At 33.5% G+C, this 17,006-nt stretch carries 24 protein-coding genes; 10 read left to right on the top strand and 14 right to left on the bottom strand.

The features are described 5' to 3' along the window. Positions 1–5: 5 nt before the first annotated feature. Together MKY78_RS06975 and MKY78_RS06980 are read right to left on the bottom strand one after the other, a co-directional pair. Positions 6–2,000, bottom strand: a complete 1,995-nt coding sequence (locus MKY78_RS06975) for a site-specific DNA-methyltransferase (protein WP_339217097.1) — start codon at positions 1,998–2,000, stop codon at positions 6–8. A 14-nt stretch (positions 2,001–2,014) separates the two neighbouring features. Beyond that, positions 2,015–2,647 (bottom strand): recombinase family protein, encoded by a 633-nt coding sequence (locus MKY78_RS06980; protein ID WP_339217098.1) that lies wholly within the window; start codon positions 2,645–2,647, stop codon positions 2,015–2,017. A gap of 286 nt (positions 2,648–2,933) precedes the next feature. On the opposite strand from MKY78_RS06980, the gene MKY78_RS06985 reads away from it, so the two are divergent. From MKY78_RS06985 to MKY78_RS07000, 4 genes are all read left to right on the top strand, one after another. Beyond that, positions 2,934–3,542: a transglutaminase family protein gene (locus tag MKY78_RS06985; RefSeq protein WP_339217099.1), complete on the top strand. Its 609-nt coding sequence runs from the start codon at positions 2,934–2,936 to the stop codon at positions 3,540–3,542. A 216-nt stretch (positions 3,543–3,758) separates the two neighbouring features. Then, the gene (locus MKY78_RS06990; protein ID WP_040048314.1) at positions 3,759–4,058 is read left to right on the top strand and encodes a DUF2089 family protein; all 300 of its coding nucleotides are present in this window, start codon (positions 3,759–3,761) and stop codon (positions 4,056–4,058) included. Continuing rightward, positions 4,058–4,345, top strand: coding sequence for a hypothetical protein (locus MKY78_RS06995; protein ID WP_040048315.1), 288 nt, complete (start codon positions 4,058–4,060; stop codon positions 4,343–4,345). Before MKY78_RS06990 ends, MKY78_RS06995 begins: the two co-directional genes overlap by 1 nt. Positions 4,346–4,498: 153 nt before the next feature. Next, positions 4,499–4,978, top strand: coding sequence for a sigma factor (locus MKY78_RS07000; RefSeq protein ID WP_339217100.1), 480 nt, complete (start codon positions 4,499–4,501; stop codon positions 4,976–4,978). Between the two features lie 234 nt (positions 4,979–5,212). Here MKY78_RS07000 and tnpA read toward each other — a convergent pair whose 3' ends face one another. Continuing rightward, positions 5,213–5,683, bottom strand: a complete 471-nt coding sequence (gene tnpA, locus MKY78_RS07005; protein ID WP_339214265.1) for an IS200/IS605 family transposase — start codon at positions 5,681–5,683, stop codon at positions 5,213–5,215. A gap of 183 nt (positions 5,684–5,866) precedes the next feature. Continuing rightward, a complete protein-coding gene (locus MKY78_RS07010; protein WP_339217101.1) occupies positions 5,867–6,703 on the bottom strand; it encodes a tyrosine-type recombinase/integrase in 837 nt (278 codons plus the stop codon). Between the two features lie 198 nt (positions 6,704–6,901). On the opposite strand from MKY78_RS07010, the gene MKY78_RS07015 reads away from it, so the two are divergent. The 4 genes from MKY78_RS07015 to MKY78_RS07030 all read left to right on the top strand — a co-directional run bounded on the left by MKY78_RS07015 (position 6,902) and on the right by MKY78_RS07030 (position 8,997). Next, a complete protein-coding gene (locus tag MKY78_RS07015) occupies positions 6,902–7,432 on the top strand; it encodes a hypothetical protein (RefSeq protein WP_339217102.1) in 531 nt (176 codons plus the stop codon). 129 nt (positions 7,433–7,561) lie between these two features. Further along, positions 7,562–8,023, top strand: a complete 462-nt coding sequence (locus MKY78_RS07020) for a GNAT family N-acetyltransferase (RefSeq protein WP_339217103.1) — start codon at positions 7,562–7,564, stop codon at positions 8,021–8,023. Between the two features lie 152 nt (positions 8,024–8,175). After that, positions 8,176–8,394 (top strand): hypothetical protein, encoded by a 219-nt coding sequence (locus MKY78_RS07025; protein WP_206271139.1) that lies wholly within the window; start codon positions 8,176–8,178, stop codon positions 8,392–8,394. A 120-nt stretch (positions 8,395–8,514) separates the two neighbouring features. Then, positions 8,515–8,997 carry an HIT family protein gene (locus MKY78_RS07030; protein WP_339217104.1) on the top strand — a complete coding sequence of 161 codons (483 nt, stop codon included), beginning with the start codon at positions 8,515–8,517 and terminating at the stop codon, positions 8,995–8,997. A gap of 169 nt (positions 8,998–9,166) precedes the next feature. Here MKY78_RS07030 and MKY78_RS07035 read toward each other — a convergent pair whose 3' ends face one another. The 3 genes from MKY78_RS07035 to MKY78_RS07045 all read right to left on the bottom strand — a co-directional run bounded on the left by MKY78_RS07035 (position 9,167) and on the right by MKY78_RS07045 (position 11,332). After that, positions 9,167–10,720: an IS66 family transposase gene (locus tag MKY78_RS07035; protein ID WP_339213305.1), complete on the bottom strand. Its 1,554-nt coding sequence runs from the start codon at positions 10,718–10,720 to the stop codon at positions 9,167–9,169. 67 nt (positions 10,721–10,787) lie between these two features. Continuing rightward, entirely contained in the window at positions 10,788–11,141 is a 354-nt protein-coding gene (gene tnpB, locus MKY78_RS07040; protein ID WP_251517995.1) for an IS66 family insertion sequence element accessory protein TnpB, read from the bottom strand. Next, positions 11,138–11,332 carry a hypothetical protein gene (locus MKY78_RS07045; RefSeq protein ID WP_339213309.1) on the bottom strand — a complete coding sequence of 65 codons (195 nt, stop codon included), beginning with the start codon at positions 11,330–11,332 and terminating at the stop codon, positions 11,138–11,140. Before MKY78_RS07045 ends, tnpB begins: the two co-directional genes overlap by 4 nt. Between MKY78_RS07045 and MKY78_RS07050 the strand changes: the two genes are divergently transcribed. Both MKY78_RS07050 and MKY78_RS07055 read left to right on the top strand, forming a co-directional pair. After that, positions 11,324–11,452 carry a hypothetical protein gene (locus MKY78_RS07050; RefSeq protein WP_339217105.1) on the top strand — a complete coding sequence of 43 codons (129 nt, stop codon included), beginning with the start codon at positions 11,324–11,326 and terminating at the stop codon, positions 11,450–11,452. The two genes, MKY78_RS07045 and MKY78_RS07050, sit on opposite strands and share 9 nt — an antisense overlap. 61 nt (positions 11,453–11,513) lie before the next feature. Further along, on the top strand, positions 11,514–11,945 hold the full coding sequence (locus MKY78_RS07055) for a hypothetical protein (protein WP_339217106.1): 432 nt from the start codon (positions 11,514–11,516) through the stop codon (positions 11,943–11,945). Positions 11,946–12,170: 225 nt separating this feature from the next. Here the strand turns inward: MKY78_RS07055 and MKY78_RS07060 are convergent, their stop codons facing one another. From MKY78_RS07060 to MKY78_RS07090, 7 genes are all read right to left on the bottom strand, one after another. Further along, positions 12,171–12,881, bottom strand: a complete 711-nt coding sequence (locus MKY78_RS07060; protein WP_206271138.1) for a hypothetical protein — start codon at positions 12,879–12,881, stop codon at positions 12,171–12,173. Between the two features lie 259 nt (positions 12,882–13,140). Continuing rightward, on the bottom strand, positions 13,141–13,329 hold the full coding sequence (locus MKY78_RS07065) for a hypothetical protein (protein WP_057994670.1): 189 nt from the start codon (positions 13,327–13,329) through the stop codon (positions 13,141–13,143). A 31-nt stretch (positions 13,330–13,360) separates the two neighbouring features. Beyond that, a complete protein-coding gene (locus tag MKY78_RS07070; RefSeq protein WP_216884067.1) occupies positions 13,361–13,714 on the bottom strand; it encodes a hypothetical protein in 354 nt (117 codons plus the stop codon). Beyond that, complete coding sequence (locus MKY78_RS07075; RefSeq protein WP_216884068.1) at positions 13,711–14,001, bottom strand: hypothetical protein; 291 nt, start codon at positions 13,999–14,001, stop codon at positions 13,711–13,713. Before MKY78_RS07075 ends, MKY78_RS07070 begins: the two co-directional genes overlap by 4 nt. Further along, a complete protein-coding gene (locus tag MKY78_RS07080) occupies positions 14,002–14,877 on the bottom strand; it encodes a CD0415/CD1112 family protein (protein ID WP_216884069.1) in 876 nt (291 codons plus the stop codon). A gap of 486 nt (positions 14,878–15,363) precedes the next feature. Next, complete coding sequence (locus MKY78_RS07085; protein ID WP_216884070.1) at positions 15,364–16,155, bottom strand: ATP-binding protein; 792 nt, start codon at positions 16,153–16,155, stop codon at positions 15,364–15,366. Between the two features lie 13 nt (positions 16,156–16,168). Further along, entirely contained in the window at positions 16,169–16,984 is an 816-nt protein-coding gene (locus MKY78_RS07090) for a phage replisome organizer N-terminal domain-containing protein (protein WP_216884071.1), read from the bottom strand. Positions 16,985–17,006 lie beyond the last annotated feature (22 nt).

A 17,006-nucleotide genomic window follows, 5' to 3' on the forward strand; every position in this document is an offset into this window, starting at 1 on the left:
TCACCTCAATATCGCTTAATTAGAGATACTTCGATACTTTTCTCTTCATTTCTTAACTGTTTTAAATTCGTTTCTAATTGTGTCAAAATGTTAAAATCCGTAAAGTTATAACCATAAACAACTACATTTGTAGGATTGAAGTATTTCTCTTCAACTATTTTAGATAACAGGATATCAATATGCTGTTGCGACATGCCCTTATCCAGTAGGTAGAGATAATCCTGCATATAATAACCAGTATACCCACCTAAGTTGACCTCTTCGATTGAAGGAGTTAGTCCATGGCCATCTTGATTCATCCATGTCGTCAAGATTGTCTCTTTATCGAATTCAACTTCAAATTCAGATGCTAGAAGGTTTGGATCAAATTCCTTGATTTGATCAATAATGTTTTCATTTAATACTTTTGCATAAAAGTGTTTAAATCCATAATCAATCTCCTCATCTGTATCCTTCTTGACCTTTTCAGCAGCACGAACAATCCTTTCCCTGCCTATTTCGTCAATTGTTTTATAGCCCTGTTTTTCTGCAACCGAGTTTTGTTTTACCGGTTCATCTAATTGAACCAGTATATATTTATGGTCGGATTTATCTTTAGCATTTTGCTCCATTAAAGCATGTGCTGTTGTAGCAGAACCAGAGAAGAAGTCTAATATTATTTGTTGATCATCATTTTCTGAATTCATAGCGATTTGGATAGATTTTTTAATTAAACTTACAGGTTTTGGATAATCAAAAACACCTGAAAGTCCCAATTCCCCTAATTCAACTGACCCTTTTTCAGTTATAACATCTGTCTCGTCCCAAACAGTACCATTTTCAACATACAACTCATCAGAAAACCAGATAGTTTTTGCAGTAACTTTATCCTCACGATACTTTTCATATACACCATATTCACCTGTAGTTTTTAGTTTTCCCACGACATGGCTATTAAGTGTATTTTTTTTATCATTAGCTCTTTTAAATGTCTCTCTTCCCCATCTCCAACAGCTATCTTCACCTTTACTATTTTTTGGCAATACTTCAATACAAAAGTCCTCATCTTTCGTGATAGAAACGGGGTTATATCCATTTTTATCAACTTTATTTGGATTAACATAGATTGGGTAGTACAAATTTGGTCTGTTAAATCTACCGAATTTTGGATTTCTATTTCTTAATTCTCTTTCTGTAAATCCACCTATATTATCATAATGTCTAAACTCATGATTAGAATTCTCGAGTTTGTTTATAATTGCTTTTTCACTCTTAGAATAAACAAATAGATATTCGTGGGTTTTTGCAATATCCTTGTATGTTTGTCCCCGCTTATTTGATTGTATAATTATTTGAGACACAAAGTTTTCTTCACCAAAAATGTCGTCACAAATAATCCTTAATTGTGCTTGCTGATTATCATCAATAGATATAAAAATTATCCCGTCATCCTTCAATAATTCCCTAGCTAAATATAGACGTGGATACATAAAAGTCAGCCAAGCACTATGAGAAGATGAATTTGTAGAAGTCATATTTAATATACGTTTTGCTTCATCTTCTTCAATATCTAAAATCTGCTCTAATTCTCTCGCTGTGAATGTATAACTGTCATTGTAAACAAATCCATCACCTCCAGTATTGTACGGAGGATCAATGTAACAGCATGCTATTGTATTAGTATAAGATTTCCTCAAATGCTTTAATACTTCTAAATTATCTCCTGTAATATAGACATTCTCTGACTTTTTATTTTCGCTCTTTGAATTATGATCTAAATTTGGAATCAAAACCGTTTCTGTATCAATAGAGTCAGCAATGTATTTGGCATAATTCTTCCCTAGAAAGTTTAATTCATAACCTTCGGAAGAAAAATCTAAATCTTGGTTAATCTCCTTTTTAAACTTTTCAATATCGAGAGTTTCCCCAGAAAAACAATTTGGGAAATGTTTCTTTAAAATAGCAATTTTCTTATCATTCAGTTTTCCTTTTCCGTTACTATCCAATGTCTCTTTAATCATAGTTGTTACCTCCGTTAAATGGTGGTTAATTTTCCTTTTTTATCTGTTTCATTTTCTCTTTTAATAGAGTAAATTGTATTTCTAGATAAACCTGTTTTACGATGGATATCCATCACACTTACATTGGCATTTAAACATCTAACTACCTCATCATATAAAACTTTATCCCTTCCTGTCGCCCCTTTATGATATCTTTTTTTTCCTCCTCGAAACTTACCCTGTTTTTTTGCAATTTCTATGCCTTCCTTTTGAGCAGTTTTTATGCGATTTCTCTCTTCTTCCACCATCCACGACAATAAAGAAAGCACTAAATCAGATACTAACTCCCCAACACCTTCAAGTTCTTTATACTTTCGTATGTCTAAAATCGGCATATTTAATACTACAATATTAATTTCCTCTTTAATTAGAGCTTCCCACTCATCCTTTATCTCTTGCTTATTTCTCCCAAATCTACTTAAATCATGGACGACCAATACATCTCCAAATCGCATTTTGGAACGCATTTCTTTATATACTGGTCGATCAAAATTTTTACCAGATTGTTTTTCTTCGTATATCCTATCACAGCCATACTCTTCTAATTCCTTTACCTGTCTTGAAAGGTTTTGACTTTTTGAACTAACTCTCGCATAGCCAAAAATCAAATTTCTCACCTCTATGTAATGAACAAGTCTGTTTGAACATTTCTATATACCTATAATACTACACTTCTTTCTGTTTGGACAGAGTGTACTCTAATTGAACAAATTTAGGTAAGTAATTCCAGATTTTGAGTTAACCATATGTTAAAATAAACGTAGATTGTGAAGAAACCTACTTAAAGTAACGGGGCAGAATAGTTTAATAGTACACCTATCCAATTCATTGCTCTATGTTGTATAATAATACACACAGATGAATTATTATACAATCAGACAGGAGTGGGAAATAATGAAATTGATTTGTGAATCTGATAATTTAGATGATTATTTACTTGAATTAAATGAAGTTAATTATTCCGATCATTTAATAAAAAGAAAGACAGATGAACTTTTTAATCCAAATCAAACGGAAATTGAAAAAGCTAAAATAGCATTTGAATTTATTCGAGATGAAATTTCACATTCTTGGGATATTCAATCCGAACGAGTTACTTGTAATGCATCAGAAGTATTAAATTTTAAAGAAGGAATTTGTTATGCAAAATCACACCTATTAGCATCTTTATTGCGTTCACAGGGGATACCAACGGGTTTTTGTTATCAAAGATTGATGTTATTTGATACTCCAGATAAAGGGTATTGTATTCACGCTTTAAATGCTATCTTTTTTAAATCACTTAATAAATGGATTAGGGTAGATTCTCGTGGGAATAAAAAGGGAATCGATGCTCAATTTTCAATTGAAGAGGAAAAATTAGCTTTTCCTATTAATGAGGAACTTGATGAAAAGGATTATCCAATTATCTATATAAAGCCTCATCCCAGAACAGTCGCTGTTTTAGAAGAACATACGAATGCATTGGAAATGTATAGAAATCACTTACCAGATAGGTTGTAGTTGTTCACTAACGGGTGCGATTCTTTAATAAGGATCGTACTTTTTTTGATTAAAATATATTGCAATGAATGACATACTTAATCCTGTATTCAAACATCGGCATTTTATAAAAATTAAACATACTTTTTAATAAAATTTTAATAATGTTAAAATATAACTTTACTTTATTTATATTTATGTTAAACTGAATTTGAATATAAAGGAGTGAGAGCATATATGGATATTAAAAATGTACCAGATTGGATTTTATCCTTAGACGAGGAAGATATGGAATTCATTAAAAAATTCGTAATGAATTCAGGATCTTTGAAAGAAATTGCAAAAATTTATGAGGTTTCTTATCCAACTGTGAGAATCAAGCTGGATAGGTTAATTGAAAAGATAAAATTGAATGACGCTGCAGATAATGAGGAATTTATAAAATTCATTAAACAGCTTTCGATTGATGACCGTATTAATTTGGAGGAAGCAAAACTAATAATAGAAAAATATAAAAAAGAAAAGAGTGAAAAATGATGTTTGGATTTGGTTTTTATGATGTTTTTATTATTGCTGGAATACTTGGTGTGCAACACTTTTTATCAACCAGAAATAGTGTTTATTGGGGAGGTCTTATCCCATTAGTTTTCGTTATTTGGCGTACTTGGATATTTTTTAATGAAAACGAAAAATTTCTTGCTTATGTCTTAATACTTTTAATTGGACTTGCCTTTCTTATTGGAGGATGGTATGAGGGGCGGAAAGCTCTTCATAAAAAGAGAAACCAAGAATTAGATAAAATGAAGTCTTATGATATGAAATAAATAACCAATAAAAGGAAAAATGTAACGGCAACTTATGAAATTGGATTTTCTCATATTAAACCAATGAGTGGAATGTCTGTTCTAAAAATTAGTATTATATTATTATGAAGATTATTTTTTAAAGAAAGGAATATACAGTAATGGGGTAACGAAATGGATGAGAACATAAAATTAGAAAAGAAACACAGTGGGGAACTTCCCTTTTCCGATTTTATAGAATGCTACAAACACCAAGTATACCAAATTTGCTTTTATATGATTGGAAAGCGAAATGAAGCTGAAGAAATAGCTCAAACTGCTTTTATAGAGGTGTATATGAACGTAAGAGATTACAACTTTGATAAAGTTTCATCTAAACTGTTCCGTATTACCGTAGACTTAGTCTTGGACTGGTTACGAGAGAAAACGACAAGTGATTATACGGAAATAGAGATGGCTGAATCTACAGAGTCAATTCAGAAAGAAATCTTACAGTTAGCGGTATATGATCGTTTAGCTATTGTTTTAAAACATATGGTTGGCTTTTCAGTAGGAGAGATCAGTGATATAATGCAAATTCCTATTTCTAATGTAAGGAGAAAAATTCATTGTAGCCGTGAGGTATTATGCAAACAACTGAATTATAATGTGTAATATTTGATTATAGAAAGCAATTATAAAAGTGTGAAATTGGCAACCTCTATCTAAAAAAATATAATCTTATCTTCAAGATTTCACTAACGAGTGCAAAAGTTAAATCAAAACCACCAGTGTGAACTGGTGGTTTGCTCTGCGGCTTGAAGCCTCTTTTACCGGCCTTGGCCTTAAAGGCCCACTGAATGGTTTTCCCTTACGCACCACATCCACGCACTGATTCTAAAGAATCTCTTATATCTTTCTATTTTTTTCTCCTGTGAATGGATCAAACTCTTCGAATAACGTTAATTGATCTGATATATAATCTTCTCGGAGCTGATTCCTAATATATTCTTCTATTTGCTTCTTATTTCGGCCCACTGTATCGACGTAGAAACCTCGACACCAGAATTTTCGATTGCCATATTTATATTTTAAATTTGCATGTCGGTCGAATATCATTAAACTGCTTTTTCCTTTTAAATATCCCATAAACTGAGATACACTCAGCTTTGGTGGGATACTTACTAACATATGGATATGATCTCGACATGCATTTGCCTCATGAATGGTTACACCTTTTCTCTCGCATAATTCTCTTATTATTTTTCCTATACTTTGTTTGTATTTTCCATATATAATTTGTCTTCTGTATTTTGGTGCAAACACGATGTGATACTTACAATTCCATGTTGTATGTGCTAAACTATTCTTGTCCTTCATTGGGACATGCCTCCTTCGTTTATTTGATGTAGTGGTCGGGAAACCAACTATATCTTATCACGAAGAGAGGCCTTTTTTAATTTTAATACCACGCTATAAGCTCTCCGGAACCCCCGGCATAGCCAGGGGTTTTCAAATGACACAATAAGAGCAACGCAAAATTTGTGCGTTGCTCCTGTGCAATTAAAAATACTTTTTGTAAAACTCTTGCCGTAATCTCCCACTAAGTTGAGCATAAATTCTTGTTGTTTCACTTTTTTCGTGACCTAACAGGCTTTGGATCACTTCTAGTGGAGCTCCGTTATTCAATAGGTGTGTTGCGTAACTATGCCTTAATTGGTGAGGATGAATGGTCTTATTTATTCCTGCACGTTTGGAAATCCGCTTAATAATATATCTCATTTGAGCGATACTCATCCTATGTGGAGAACGTTCGGTAACGAATATAGCTGGATCATTGTCGTTTCTAGTGTCTAAATATTTCTTTAACCAAATATCGCAGCGTATATTGAAGTACACTTCTCTTTCCTTGTCCCCCTTTCCAAGAACAATAGCAGATTGATTTCCCCAATTAATACTATTCCGATCCAATGAAACAATTTCTCCTATTCGGCATCCAGTAGAAAACATAAATTCAAATAAGGCTTTCTCAATCGGAGTAAAACACGCATCCCTTAAATACTCAATTTCTCTTTCCGTAAGAAACTTTGGAATCCGTTTACCTACCTTTGGTTCTTTTATTGTACTAGCAGGATTTAACTCAATGATGCCTTCCTCGTGTGACCATCGAAATAGGGAACGAATAAACCTAATACGAGACAAACTGGATGGTTTTAGATTATTGCTGGATTCAGCTAAATAATTCTTTAGTTGTAGGGTTGTTATATTATTCATATTGATATTCCCAAAATGATCGATTAGCAGTTTTGCTTGAAGCCTATAAGCATTTAATGTTTGTGCCGAAAAACCTTCAATTCTCTTATCTGCCTCATAAGCCTTTGCCGCATCCGATAGCATCATAATTGTTCACTCCCCAAATTATTATTATCAACAGCATTTCCAGATGGCTAAATAAAATAACTTTTGCAATAATTGGGTGAATCGAATGATACTTAATGTTAGAATTAAGCTAAGTTATTGTGCTAAAGGGGCAGGATTGTTTAACAAGGATTTAATTATTTAATGGTAAAATAATATTAGAAAAGTGGAGATATTTAGATGACTTTACATCATTTCATCGGTGCTAATATTGAACTTCCTACTGGTAGTTTTGGTAGGAATCCAACATATAAACCTCTTTCGGAGTTGAAGTTAAAAGGAATGAGCGAAGACAAGCATAATAAAAAGAATAACGGTTCTAAGCTCGTTAAGGCTTACGAAACAGAAGAAGATGCAAGTGGGATTGATGTTCTTAACTTAGTTTCTGGATACGAACTGGTAAGAGATAAATTCACAACGCCTTTTGTATATGAAGTGCAAGGATACCTAGACACAAACATTACATCATTTCATCGTAAATCAATCAAATCACTTTTTAGTTATATTGAAGAGCACTTATTAAAAGGGGATTTTATAGAGATATACTCTTGTTGGGATGGACAAGAAGAAAAAGAGAAAGATAACAGTAAGGATGTAGTTATTAACCTCACTACGCTACAATTCGGAAACCATATAAGATTAAATGACATCAATCATCTTTGCGAAACATTCTTTTTAGATGATCAGCAATATGTTTTGGTAAAGAAATAAAGGACAGTGCACTCTTCAAGTAACGGGTGCTTTTCTGAAAGAATGACAAGTACCTTTTCTTGTTGCTTGTTGAATGTATTAAATAGGGCTGAAGAGTAGTGAAGTAACATTATAAGAGGTGATAATAAAGTGGAATTCAAGGAAATCGTAATAAGCAAGGATCGAGATAAAGTAGTTGAATTTCGGAAAGACTCTTTTAAAGTTAGTTTTGGAGATGCCTCGGGATTCGATGAAGAGGAGTATTTACGTTGGTTAGATGAAAAAATAAAGGATTTCTCAAAAGGCTTTGTCTTAGTTGTAGAAGACGGTAAATATATTGGACAACTGGAGTTAACAATTCGTGAATATGAAGGTAAAGAAATAGGGTATGTAAATCTGTATTACTTGATTCCTGCAATGAGGGGAAAGGGTAAAGGAAAAGAATTACATAACTATGCGAAGCAATTCTTTAAGAACAATAAGGTTAATGAGTATCATCTTAGAGTTTCCCCATCAAATACTGGGGCAATTAAGTTTTATAGAAAAAATGGGATGGAAGAAGTTGGTCCAGAGGTTGATGGTAAAGTAATTAGGATGAAGGGTTATTTATAAAATTTCTTATTGTGCTAACGGGTACTTTAACACAATAAGAAGATCATCCATACGGCGGTCTTTTTTACGAACGGGACAGGATAGTGAAAGATTGAAACATTTTTCGAAGTTAATCGTATTTAACTATAACAAATAAAAGGAAGTGAAACTAAATGAGTGTTGTTACAAATCAAGGAGATTCAATAAATGTAGTGTTTGTTTTTCAAAGAGATGAACAAGTTGAAGAAGTGACACTTAATTCAGCACAATTAACGGCATTATTAAATTCAAAACAGGTTTGGATTGAAAAATTTAGTAGTAACTTAAAAATAGAAAACACTGTCTGGTCTTATGCGAATAATAATGTTTCTATGCAAATTTATTTGAAATAATTGTTGCTAAACAAGGGAATGTCAAATATTACACTTGAACTATCGGTACTATAGCTTAAGAGTTATTCTATAAATAATGGGACTTTTAATTTTTAGGAGATATGTAGGAGATGTAGAAAGATGATAAAAATAATGTCACATATGCCGAAAGGATACGTATGCCCATTCTGCCAAGTCATTTCAGGTTTGGATGTACCCGATAAAGGAACAAAACAAGATGATGTGATATTCAAAAATGATTATGTAACAGCTTTTATAGCTAGTAAATGGTGGCCAAACAATAAAGGACACGTTCTCGTTGTTCCTAATCAGCACTTCGAAAACATTTATGAACTCCCGCCAGAATATGCAGCTGAAATTCATCGAGCAGCACAACTTACAGCTTTCGCGATGAAAGACACATATAGTTGTGATGGTATTACTACTCGTCAGCATAATGAACCAGCCGGTAGCCAGGATGTCTGGCATTATCATCTCCACGTTTACCCTAGATACAAGAAAGATTTATTCTATCTGACAAAAGGATTTCAAACAAATCCTGATAAACGAGTAATTTATGCTGAAAAGCTGAGGACGTGGATAGAAAACCACCTACATAAATAGTTTCGTCCATATTGTTCAATTAGAGTTTCACAAAAGATGCTTCTTCTGCAACGGGTGCGTTAATCGTAAGCCCGAACTAAGAAATTTTATAATAGAAGCAACTAAAATTAAAAACAGAAACGCCAAATAACCGTGAATCTGAGATGTTTTAAACAGATTTACGGTTATTTTATTTTTTTGCACATGTTGCTTGAATCGCCTTCGCCCAAGGCATGTACTTATTTAAAGTTTCTGGCGTTCGATGGATATCCAGATTTGGTAGTTCTGTTAGTAATTTCACCAAATATTGATAGAAATCCACACCGTTAGCTTTCGCTGTTTCTGCCATACTCAAACAAATCGCATTGGCCTCGGCACCAGCTTCGCTGACGGAAAACATCCAATTTTTTCGACCGATCACACTAGGGCGTATCGCATTTTCTGCTGGATTATTATCCATTTCAATGCGACCATCATAGAGAAAGGCACGAAGCCCATCTGTCAATTTCAGTGTATATTCGGCTGCTTTTCCAAGTGCGTTATTGCCGTAAAAAGGGGATTCCTCAATCCATTTCAGGAATTCTTCTACGATTGGTTTCGAAAGCTTTTGACGTCTTTTTCTTCGCTTACTCGGGGATAATTTTTTAAAATCCCTTTCTAGGCGATAAAGCTCGTCGCAAAATTTCACTCCAATCTGCCCGTTTTTACTGTTCACTTTCAACCAATATCGGCGAACGTGTGCCCAACAATTTGCGAAGGTTACGCCTGGGAGTTTATCGTATGCAGAATAGCCGTCACAGATAATGGTCCCTGTAAAGTTCTCTACAAATCCTTGGAGAACGGATCTCGCACGTGACAACGCACTTTGAAAGAGAATGATAACGGGGCCTTGGCTAGGAGCGCTACGGTACACCCAATTATAGGCATTGGAATTTCCTGGTTTCCCGTCGGAACGATGAATAATTTTTCCGTAGGTTTCATCCACGTGTAAAATAGATTTGTTCATCATCATTTCCTTCATCCGTTGGTACACGGGAAGTAACCAATCCTGAGCTGTTCGTATAACCCAGTTAGACAAATTCTTATCGTTCGTATGTAGGCCACAACGCTCCCATTCTTTTACCTGACGGTAAAGCGGAAGATACTGGATAAATTTATCATAGATTACTTTCGCTAGAATGCTAGGACTTGTCAGACTACGTTGAATAGGAGCCTGTGGTGCTTGGCCTCTTTTTATTTGTGCGTTCTGAAAGGAATGTCCCTTACAATTCTTGCATTCATAAGCATGTTCTACATGCTGTATTTTCTTCATCGTTGCTGGAATAAACATCGCTTCTTCTCGGACAACGGTGCTGCCCATTTCTGTCATTGCTTGCTGGCAACAATCGCATGTCGTATCTTCTGGGTGATGATGAATGACTTCTGTTTCGAGGTCATCTGCCAGAAAATCATTGCGTTTTCTATTTTTTGCTTTACGTTCAACAGTATATGCAATCTTCTGTTCGCTTTGTTCTTCTGTGTGCTCAGAATAGTTAAAAGAATCGTCATCATCCTCATCATCGAATAACGACGTTTGCCCATCGGGTAGATTGTATTTCGATTGCTCCGTTTTCGAACCATATAGTAGCTTCGTTAAGTGGCGAACTTGCTCGGTCAAAGCTTCGATCTGTCGATTCGATTGTTTTAATTGTTCCTCTAAAAGTTTAATTAATTTATCGTTCTGATCAGGAGAAGATTGAACCATGCAATTTCACCACCTTTCGTTCTGTTAAGATAGCTATAGTATACGCTATCGAACGAAAAATGAATAGTTAAAAAACACCTTTTGGAGATTTTTGTATTGCTTTTGGTTGTTGAATAGCTAACCCTTCCAAGAGCCAACGAAGTTCTTGTTGCGATAAATTGCGAACTTCATTTTCGTTTTTAGGCCACTGAAGTTTACCATTATCTAAACGTTTATAAAGCATGGCGAATCCATCCCCATCAAAATATAAACATTTATAACGGTCTTTGCTCCAACCGGAAAATAAGAAGATGGAATCGCCATAGGGATCTAGCTCGAAGTTATCTTGAACTAGTGTAGCTAGTCCGTCAATTCCCTTTCTCATATCCGTCTTTCCACAAACAATATAAATGTTCTTGACGTCTGTATAATCTTGCCTCATTCATTTCTCAACTCCCTTATGACGGTTTGAATGATATGCTCATCCACACCGTTAAAGAAGGAAAGTTCAAAGCCGCCTGATTTCATCATAAAAACAGGAGTTGCCGAGGAAACTGGCGGGGTCGCTAACATAGGTTCTTCTTTTTCAGGATGGAGTGTTACGGGCACGATGATTAGTTCTTCATGTGGCATAGAAAAGCACCTCCTTCAATTGATATTTCTATCTTAGCAAGAGGTGCTTCATTTTTGTATGCGTTGTTTGATTACGGGTTTACCGTTAATCAAAGAAGGATTAACCACCTTTTTTGTTGAATTCTAAAAGAGGCAGAGATTTGAAGACAATGAATAGACTTGTATCTAAGGGGGGATTAGTGTGAATAAGAATACAATAATACTCATTATTTTACCAATATCCATAATTATTCTCGGTATAGTTTTAAATTTCCCAGAGTTTTTGATGGGAAGTCCTGCATCAATTAAGAATCTAATCGTTACGATTGTGTTCTTCACTGTTTGGATATTAATATTGGGAATTTGTTTTAAAGCAATGAATCGGAAAATAATGCTGTGTTATTCAGCATTTTGGATTTTCACGCTGATTATCGCTACCTTAACGTTTTATATTAGGATTAGCGAGATTACCCTTCCTGAAGTAATACCTCTTATAACATTATTCTTAACTCAATGGTATGGGACTAATTATTTTGTAGATAGCCAGTTAACAACCTCGATTTGGGTATCTTTCATATCTTTAACAATGTTTATAGTTACCATTATTTCAAGTATAAAATGGAAACAAGTTTGAATACGGATGCGTGTTTAAAACTATCAGTCAATAGAAGCTCGAAATTATTTCACTAAACGGGTGCATTTAATTGAATTAGAAAATCTTAGAAATAGAAACTTTGTTATAAAAAACCTCGTTATACCCAAAATGCAGAATCCATTTTGAACAATCTTTTTTCAAAATGGATTCTTATGTTTACAATAATATACGAGTTTGCGAGATTTTTAATCGAACTTTAGTTATCTAACCCATAATTTCATATTCATCTAAAATATCCTTCAACTCAAACCAGTCATCATTATCAAAACAATTGTCTACTTTCAATAATTTCATCTTTAACTTTTCCGCAAAGAAAAATATTTTATCCGCTAATTCTTTTAGTTGTTTTTCTTCCAAAAAATAAAGCGTATAACCATACATATATTCATAAACATAATCGGAGATCCCTTCCTCTTGTTCAGGGGAGTTTTCTATTGATTCACATATATAAATGATGTCCTCTCTAATCCGTTCATAAAGTTCCTCTAATACTAATTTTTTAGGTATTTCAATTTCATGTTTTGATAGTTCAATTATCAATTTCTCTTTATCTTTTAATGTCATATTGCTACTTGAATATTTTTTCCTCAAACTCAATAAATGGTCATATTTCTTATTCAACTTTTCAATAATAATTTCTTGATTTCGTTTTATATTATCTAAATCATTTGCTGAATAAACACCGACAGTAAATATATGTCTAACTAAGTTGTTTATATTTTTTCCAATGTAATTTATTTCTTTTGCCAACTCCCGATAATGACTTAAATCTAATTCAAGCTTGAAATGATTTTCTGCACTATCAATCAGGAAAGCTGAAACGGTATTATAACCATATTCTTCTGCTTTATTGATGATAAATTCCTTCTCTTCTTCTGTTAAGGAAATCTTTAAAGATGTTTTAATCCTAGCCAATAAAAAACACCCCATTATTTATATTTTATTTCGAGCGATAAGCGACATTTTCGAGCGTAGCGACACTGAAGGTTTTAGGATTTAATCCTAACAAGTCGAAAACTTGTTTTCGGGGAGTGTGACCACACTCCCGTAGCTTGCCTGCCTGCCTGCCTGCCTGTCGCATTTACAATATTTATTTTGACTAGAACGATGTCACAATACACCCTCATTTTAAAGTTATAATCAGCATTTTTCGACAAAAAAGAGCAGTTAGAAACTACTCTTTATTTTTATCTTTTACTTCAACTACAACTGGTTGAGTATACTCACTTAAAAAGTTAAAAAAATCTTTATAAAGCTCTTCTTTATTTTCCGATTGTTGCGTTATATATTCAAAAAACATCATTAAATCTGTCGGATCCATCATCAACTTTGTTCTTTTCTTAATTGGCTCTTCTCGACTCAATTTTCTTCCTCCTGCTGTTTATCCTGTTGTTTTATTCTTTCGCTGGTGATAAAGTTAAATCACCAAATTTATCCCTTGTTTCTGCTGTACTTGCAGTAAACTTATATTCCTCGTTTTCTTTCTTAATTTCATAGCTGTATGTTTTATCTTCTTCAGTCAAGATTATTGTATTTCCATCTAGCTCGTAATGCATTCCCAGAGTAAAAAACCCCATTTGAAATGATACGGTATCCTGGGCAAATTCAGCTGTATAACTTTCTCCATTCGTAGCAACAACGTTCCATTTTTTTGACTGTAAATCTTCGGATAAACTTTCACCAGAAACACCATTTCCACATGCAACTAAAATCAAAAGTGAAAAAATAACTAAAAGTATTTTTCTCATGCTTTTTCCCTCCCCTTTACTTGTTTTCTTAAATTATCAAATAAAAATTTTAAAACTACTAAGATAAAATAAACAGCACTTATACCAATCATTATTTTTGCTAAAATATCTAATGTCACCATGAATAGTAACTGGTTATCTATTACTTGATTTTCTACGAAGCTTTCAATAGAACCAACATTTTGATTAACAATTACTAGATAAAAAATATAAAAGAGAATTGTCGTGGTAACTGTCGCAAGAAACCCTATGATAAAACGCTTATTATTCTCTAACCAGGTAATCATTTAAATCACTCCTAGAACTGATTTAGCTAAAGTATGTGTACGAGTTAACATCAATGCGAGAACTCCCATTGAAACCAACATTAGTAATATGCCGTAAACCGTAGCTCCTTCATCAATAATTAAAACACTTACCTTTTCAATTAATCCTGCATATACCACTAAGCAGATAATCATAAAGAAACCTTGAAGCATTAGAGCAACTAATTGTTTTAGATAATTTTGTCCGATTGATCCAACCCAATCACGATTCATTAGTGTTGCAAAAGGTAGTGGCGAAATTGAAATATAAAGCATGATCGTAATCATTCGACTCCAGGCAACAAGGTAGATAATACCTGCTATAAAAAAGGCAAATACCATTGCTATTAATGCCACAATCAGCAAAGTAAGTGCTGTACCTATTTCACCTTCTTCCAAACCATCTGTAATACCTGTTTGAAATATATCTGTTACAGAAAGACTTCCTACTGGTATTTGATTAATCATCCATTGACTTAAATCGAAAAATGCTAGAGTTAAATCAAAACTGTTTGAGATTAATAAAATAATCACTGCTGCTTTGAAAATAAGGAAGAACACTTGCCCTGTATCAAATTCATTCCCTCTGTTCCTTTCTGTTAAGAGAATATATATCTCGTAACAGAAAACATAAGTTAGTATTAAGCCTGCAACGGGCATTACAGCCGTTTCTGATATGAGGCGTAGGGCTTCGACAAGCGTAGGCGAAAACTGTTCAGGAGTTTCAACAATTCCTGACTGCACATTATCAATGCTTTTTTCAAAAATATTAGCTGTCGTTCCTAACAATGAATTAATTGCACTGACAAGCATATTGAAGAAAAATTCTTGTACTCTTTCGACAAGAGAATCCCACATTCTACATCAACCCCTTTTTAGTATCACTAGTATCACTAACAAAATAAAAAGGTCAATTCTCTGTATAATCACCAGAAAATTGACCTTATTGACATATCACGTATCTTTTGTATCTTTTGTATCTGTCCTAACATGCTCATCTTTTCCTCCTATAAATAACACTACCTCTTAGCTTAGCCCACATACCAGTATATTTTACGGCACCGACACTTTATGAAATCTCTCAAAATCACTATCTACACATAGTACACTATATCACATTTCCACATCTTCCCGAACTCCTAATATGGTATAATACATAAGTCTCTTGACTGAAAATGAATGATGATATTGGACGTATCGTTTCTTTCTATTTTCCAATTAAAGAGAGACTGTCTTATTGTCGCTTCCGTTGGGACAAAACTGTCACCAACGGACTTTTTTGAATATGCATTGGCTTCTACTCTCCTTAACCGAATATTAACTGTGTAAAATACCATTAGCGGCTTATTTATCAGATTTAAATTCCCTCCTTCTGTAATCAGAACCATTCATTACAATTACATTCGTTCTTTCCATCATTCTAGAAAAATTTCGTTCACTCACATGATTCTTTAGCTCTCTACTGTTAAGATTCGTTGTGTAAATGGTTGATTTTCCAGCACGATCATCAAGTATCTCAAACAATTTTGAATTAGACCATGCGGTTCGTTGCTCAGCTCCTATGTCATCGAGTACTAGCAAATCCACTCGTTGTATAACCTGTAATAACTCCGCCTCAGTTATACCTTCTTTATTGTATGTCTGTTTAATTTTAGTCAACAATTTAGGTAGTGATAAGAATAAGCATTCGTATCCTTGTTCCATCAATTTTTTAGTAATAGAGACAGAGAGATGGCTTTTTCCAGTTCCATAACTTCCAGTAAATAAGAGATTTTGTTTTTTATCAAAAGAATCAATATAGGATAAAACCTTTTGTTTAGCCTCATGTAACCCAGCATTAATAGATTCGAAGTTTTCAAGTGTTGCTCGTTTTAGTGATTCGTTTATTAAAGAATAATAGTCAAAGTTTAATTTTAATTTCCTTTGTTTTTGTAGAAAAGAAGCTTGTAAAGCTTGTTCTGCTAGTTCCAAATCTTCACACTTGCAACCATAATTAGCAATAACCCTTTCCCCTTTCATAGGTCCAATAGGGATAGTAAGTTCCTTCTGTTCTACTGATTGCTTACAACCTTCACAAGTGAATATTTTAATTGTTTTTTGTTCGGGACTTGCTATATACTTTTTAGCAAACTCCATTCCTTAATACCTCCTAATAACCGTAATTATAACCATCATCAGCAACTATTTCTTCATGTTCCTTTGACTTGAAAGACTTATTTTCATTAATTTCTATTTCTTTAAGTGTTAAAAGCGACTCTTTTTCCCAATTACGTAGAATTCCTTCTACATACTTTAGTTTTCGAATATCTCTTTCACATGCTATATTTAATGCTTTTAGAATGATCTTATCCGATTCCTTAAATGGAAAAATATCTAACCACAATAACAATTGTTTTTTTAATCGGTTATTTTCTACTCCAAATCCATTTTCATTACAAAATTGAATTAAATGATTAATATGTTCTTGTTCTATATTTATATCTATCTTTTTTTCTATCTCTATATCTTTCTCTATATCTGGTGGACAAATGTCCTCCCTTTGTCCACCCAATAGTTTATGTTCTTGTTGCCGTTGTTTTTGTGCCATTCTTTGTTGCTGTTTCTTAAATGCACCAATACTTTGTGAACCTATCATTTCTTCTACCTGCTTCATGTATATTTCACCGTTTTCTAATATTTCCACTAAGCCAATCTTAGTTAATAATTTCATAGCAACAAGAACTGTGTCTGGATTAGTTTTTGTAAGTTCAGCTAATTTATTATGATCATAAGGAATGAGCATTTGACCAACTTTCCTAATTAGTATTCCATTAGTTCGAAGAGATTTTAAACATAATTTTAAATAGAATAAGGAATATTCTTTGCCATTTGGTTGCTCCTCTAACCAATCAATCGCATCTTCTTCAAAAAAGTCCTCTTTTAATTGCAGCCAGTAAAACCTTCTATTTTTCTCATATTTCGCCAATCTACTAATCTCCTTCTATAAT

It is taken from the genome of Ornithinibacillus sp. FSL M8-0202 (assembly GCF_037975285.1).
GTDB classification, from domain to species: Bacteria; Bacillota; Bacilli; order Bacillales; family Amphibacillaceae; genus Ornithinibacillus; species Ornithinibacillus massiliensis.

What these genes read in the sequence shown, in the direction of transcription:
- MKY78_RS06975 (WP_339217097.1), bottom strand. Translation starts at nt 2,000, where the DNA reads ATGATTAAAGAGACATTGGATAGTAACGGAAAAGGAAAACTGAATGAT.
- MKY78_RS06985 (WP_339217099.1), top strand. Translation starts at nt 2,934, where the DNA reads ATGAAATTGATTTGTGAATCTGATAATTTAGATGATTATTTACTTGAA.
- MKY78_RS06990 (WP_040048314.1), top strand. Translation starts at nt 3,759, where the DNA reads ATGGATATTAAAAATGTACCAGATTGGATTTTATCCTTAGACGAGGAA.
- MKY78_RS06995 (WP_040048315.1), top strand. Translation starts at nt 4,058, where the DNA reads ATGTTTGGATTTGGTTTTTATGATGTTTTTATTATTGCTGGAATACTT.
- MKY78_RS07000 (WP_339217100.1), top strand. Translation starts at nt 4,499, where the DNA reads ATGGATGAGAACATAAAATTAGAAAAGAAACACAGTGGGGAACTTCCC.
- tnpA (WP_339214265.1), bottom strand. Translation starts at nt 5,683, where the DNA reads ATGAAGGACAAGAATAGTTTAGCACATACAACATGGAATTGTAAGTAT.
- MKY78_RS07010 (WP_339217101.1), bottom strand. Translation starts at nt 6,703, where the DNA reads ATGATGCTATCGGATGCGGCAAAGGCTTATGAGGCAGATAAGAGAATT.
- MKY78_RS07015 (WP_339217102.1), top strand. Translation starts at nt 6,902, where the DNA reads ATGACTTTACATCATTTCATCGGTGCTAATATTGAACTTCCTACTGGT.
- MKY78_RS07025 (WP_206271139.1), top strand. Translation starts at nt 8,176, where the DNA reads ATGAGTGTTGTTACAAATCAAGGAGATTCAATAAATGTAGTGTTTGTT.
- MKY78_RS07030 (WP_339217104.1), top strand. Translation starts at nt 8,515, where the DNA reads ATGATAAAAATAATGTCACATATGCCGAAAGGATACGTATGCCCATTC.
- MKY78_RS07035 (WP_339213305.1), bottom strand. Translation starts at nt 10,720, where the DNA reads ATGGTTCAATCTTCTCCTGATCAGAACGATAAATTAATTAAACTTTTA.
- tnpB (WP_251517995.1), bottom strand. Translation starts at nt 11,141, where the DNA reads ATGAGGCAAGATTATACAGACGTCAAGAACATTTATATTGTTTGTGGA.
- MKY78_RS07050 (WP_339217105.1), top strand. Translation starts at nt 11,324, where the DNA reads ATGTGGCATAGAAAAGCACCTCCTTCAATTGATATTTCTATCTTAGCA.
- MKY78_RS07045 (WP_339213309.1), bottom strand. Translation starts at nt 11,332, where the DNA reads ATGCCACATGAAGAACTAATCATCGTGCCCGTAACACTCCATCCTGAA.
- MKY78_RS07070 (WP_216884067.1), bottom strand. Translation starts at nt 13,714, where the DNA reads ATGAGAAAAATACTTTTAGTTATTTTTTCACTTTTGATTTTAGTTGCA.
- MKY78_RS07075 (WP_216884068.1), bottom strand. Translation starts at nt 14,001, where the DNA reads ATGATTACCTGGTTAGAGAATAATAAGCGTTTTATCATAGGGTTTCTT.
- MKY78_RS07080 (WP_216884069.1), bottom strand. Translation starts at nt 14,877, where the DNA reads ATGTGGGATTCTCTTGTCGAAAGAGTACAAGAATTTTTCTTCAATATG.
- MKY78_RS07085 (WP_216884070.1), bottom strand. Translation starts at nt 16,155, where the DNA reads ATGGAGTTTGCTAAAAAGTATATAGCAAGTCCCGAACAAAAAACAATT.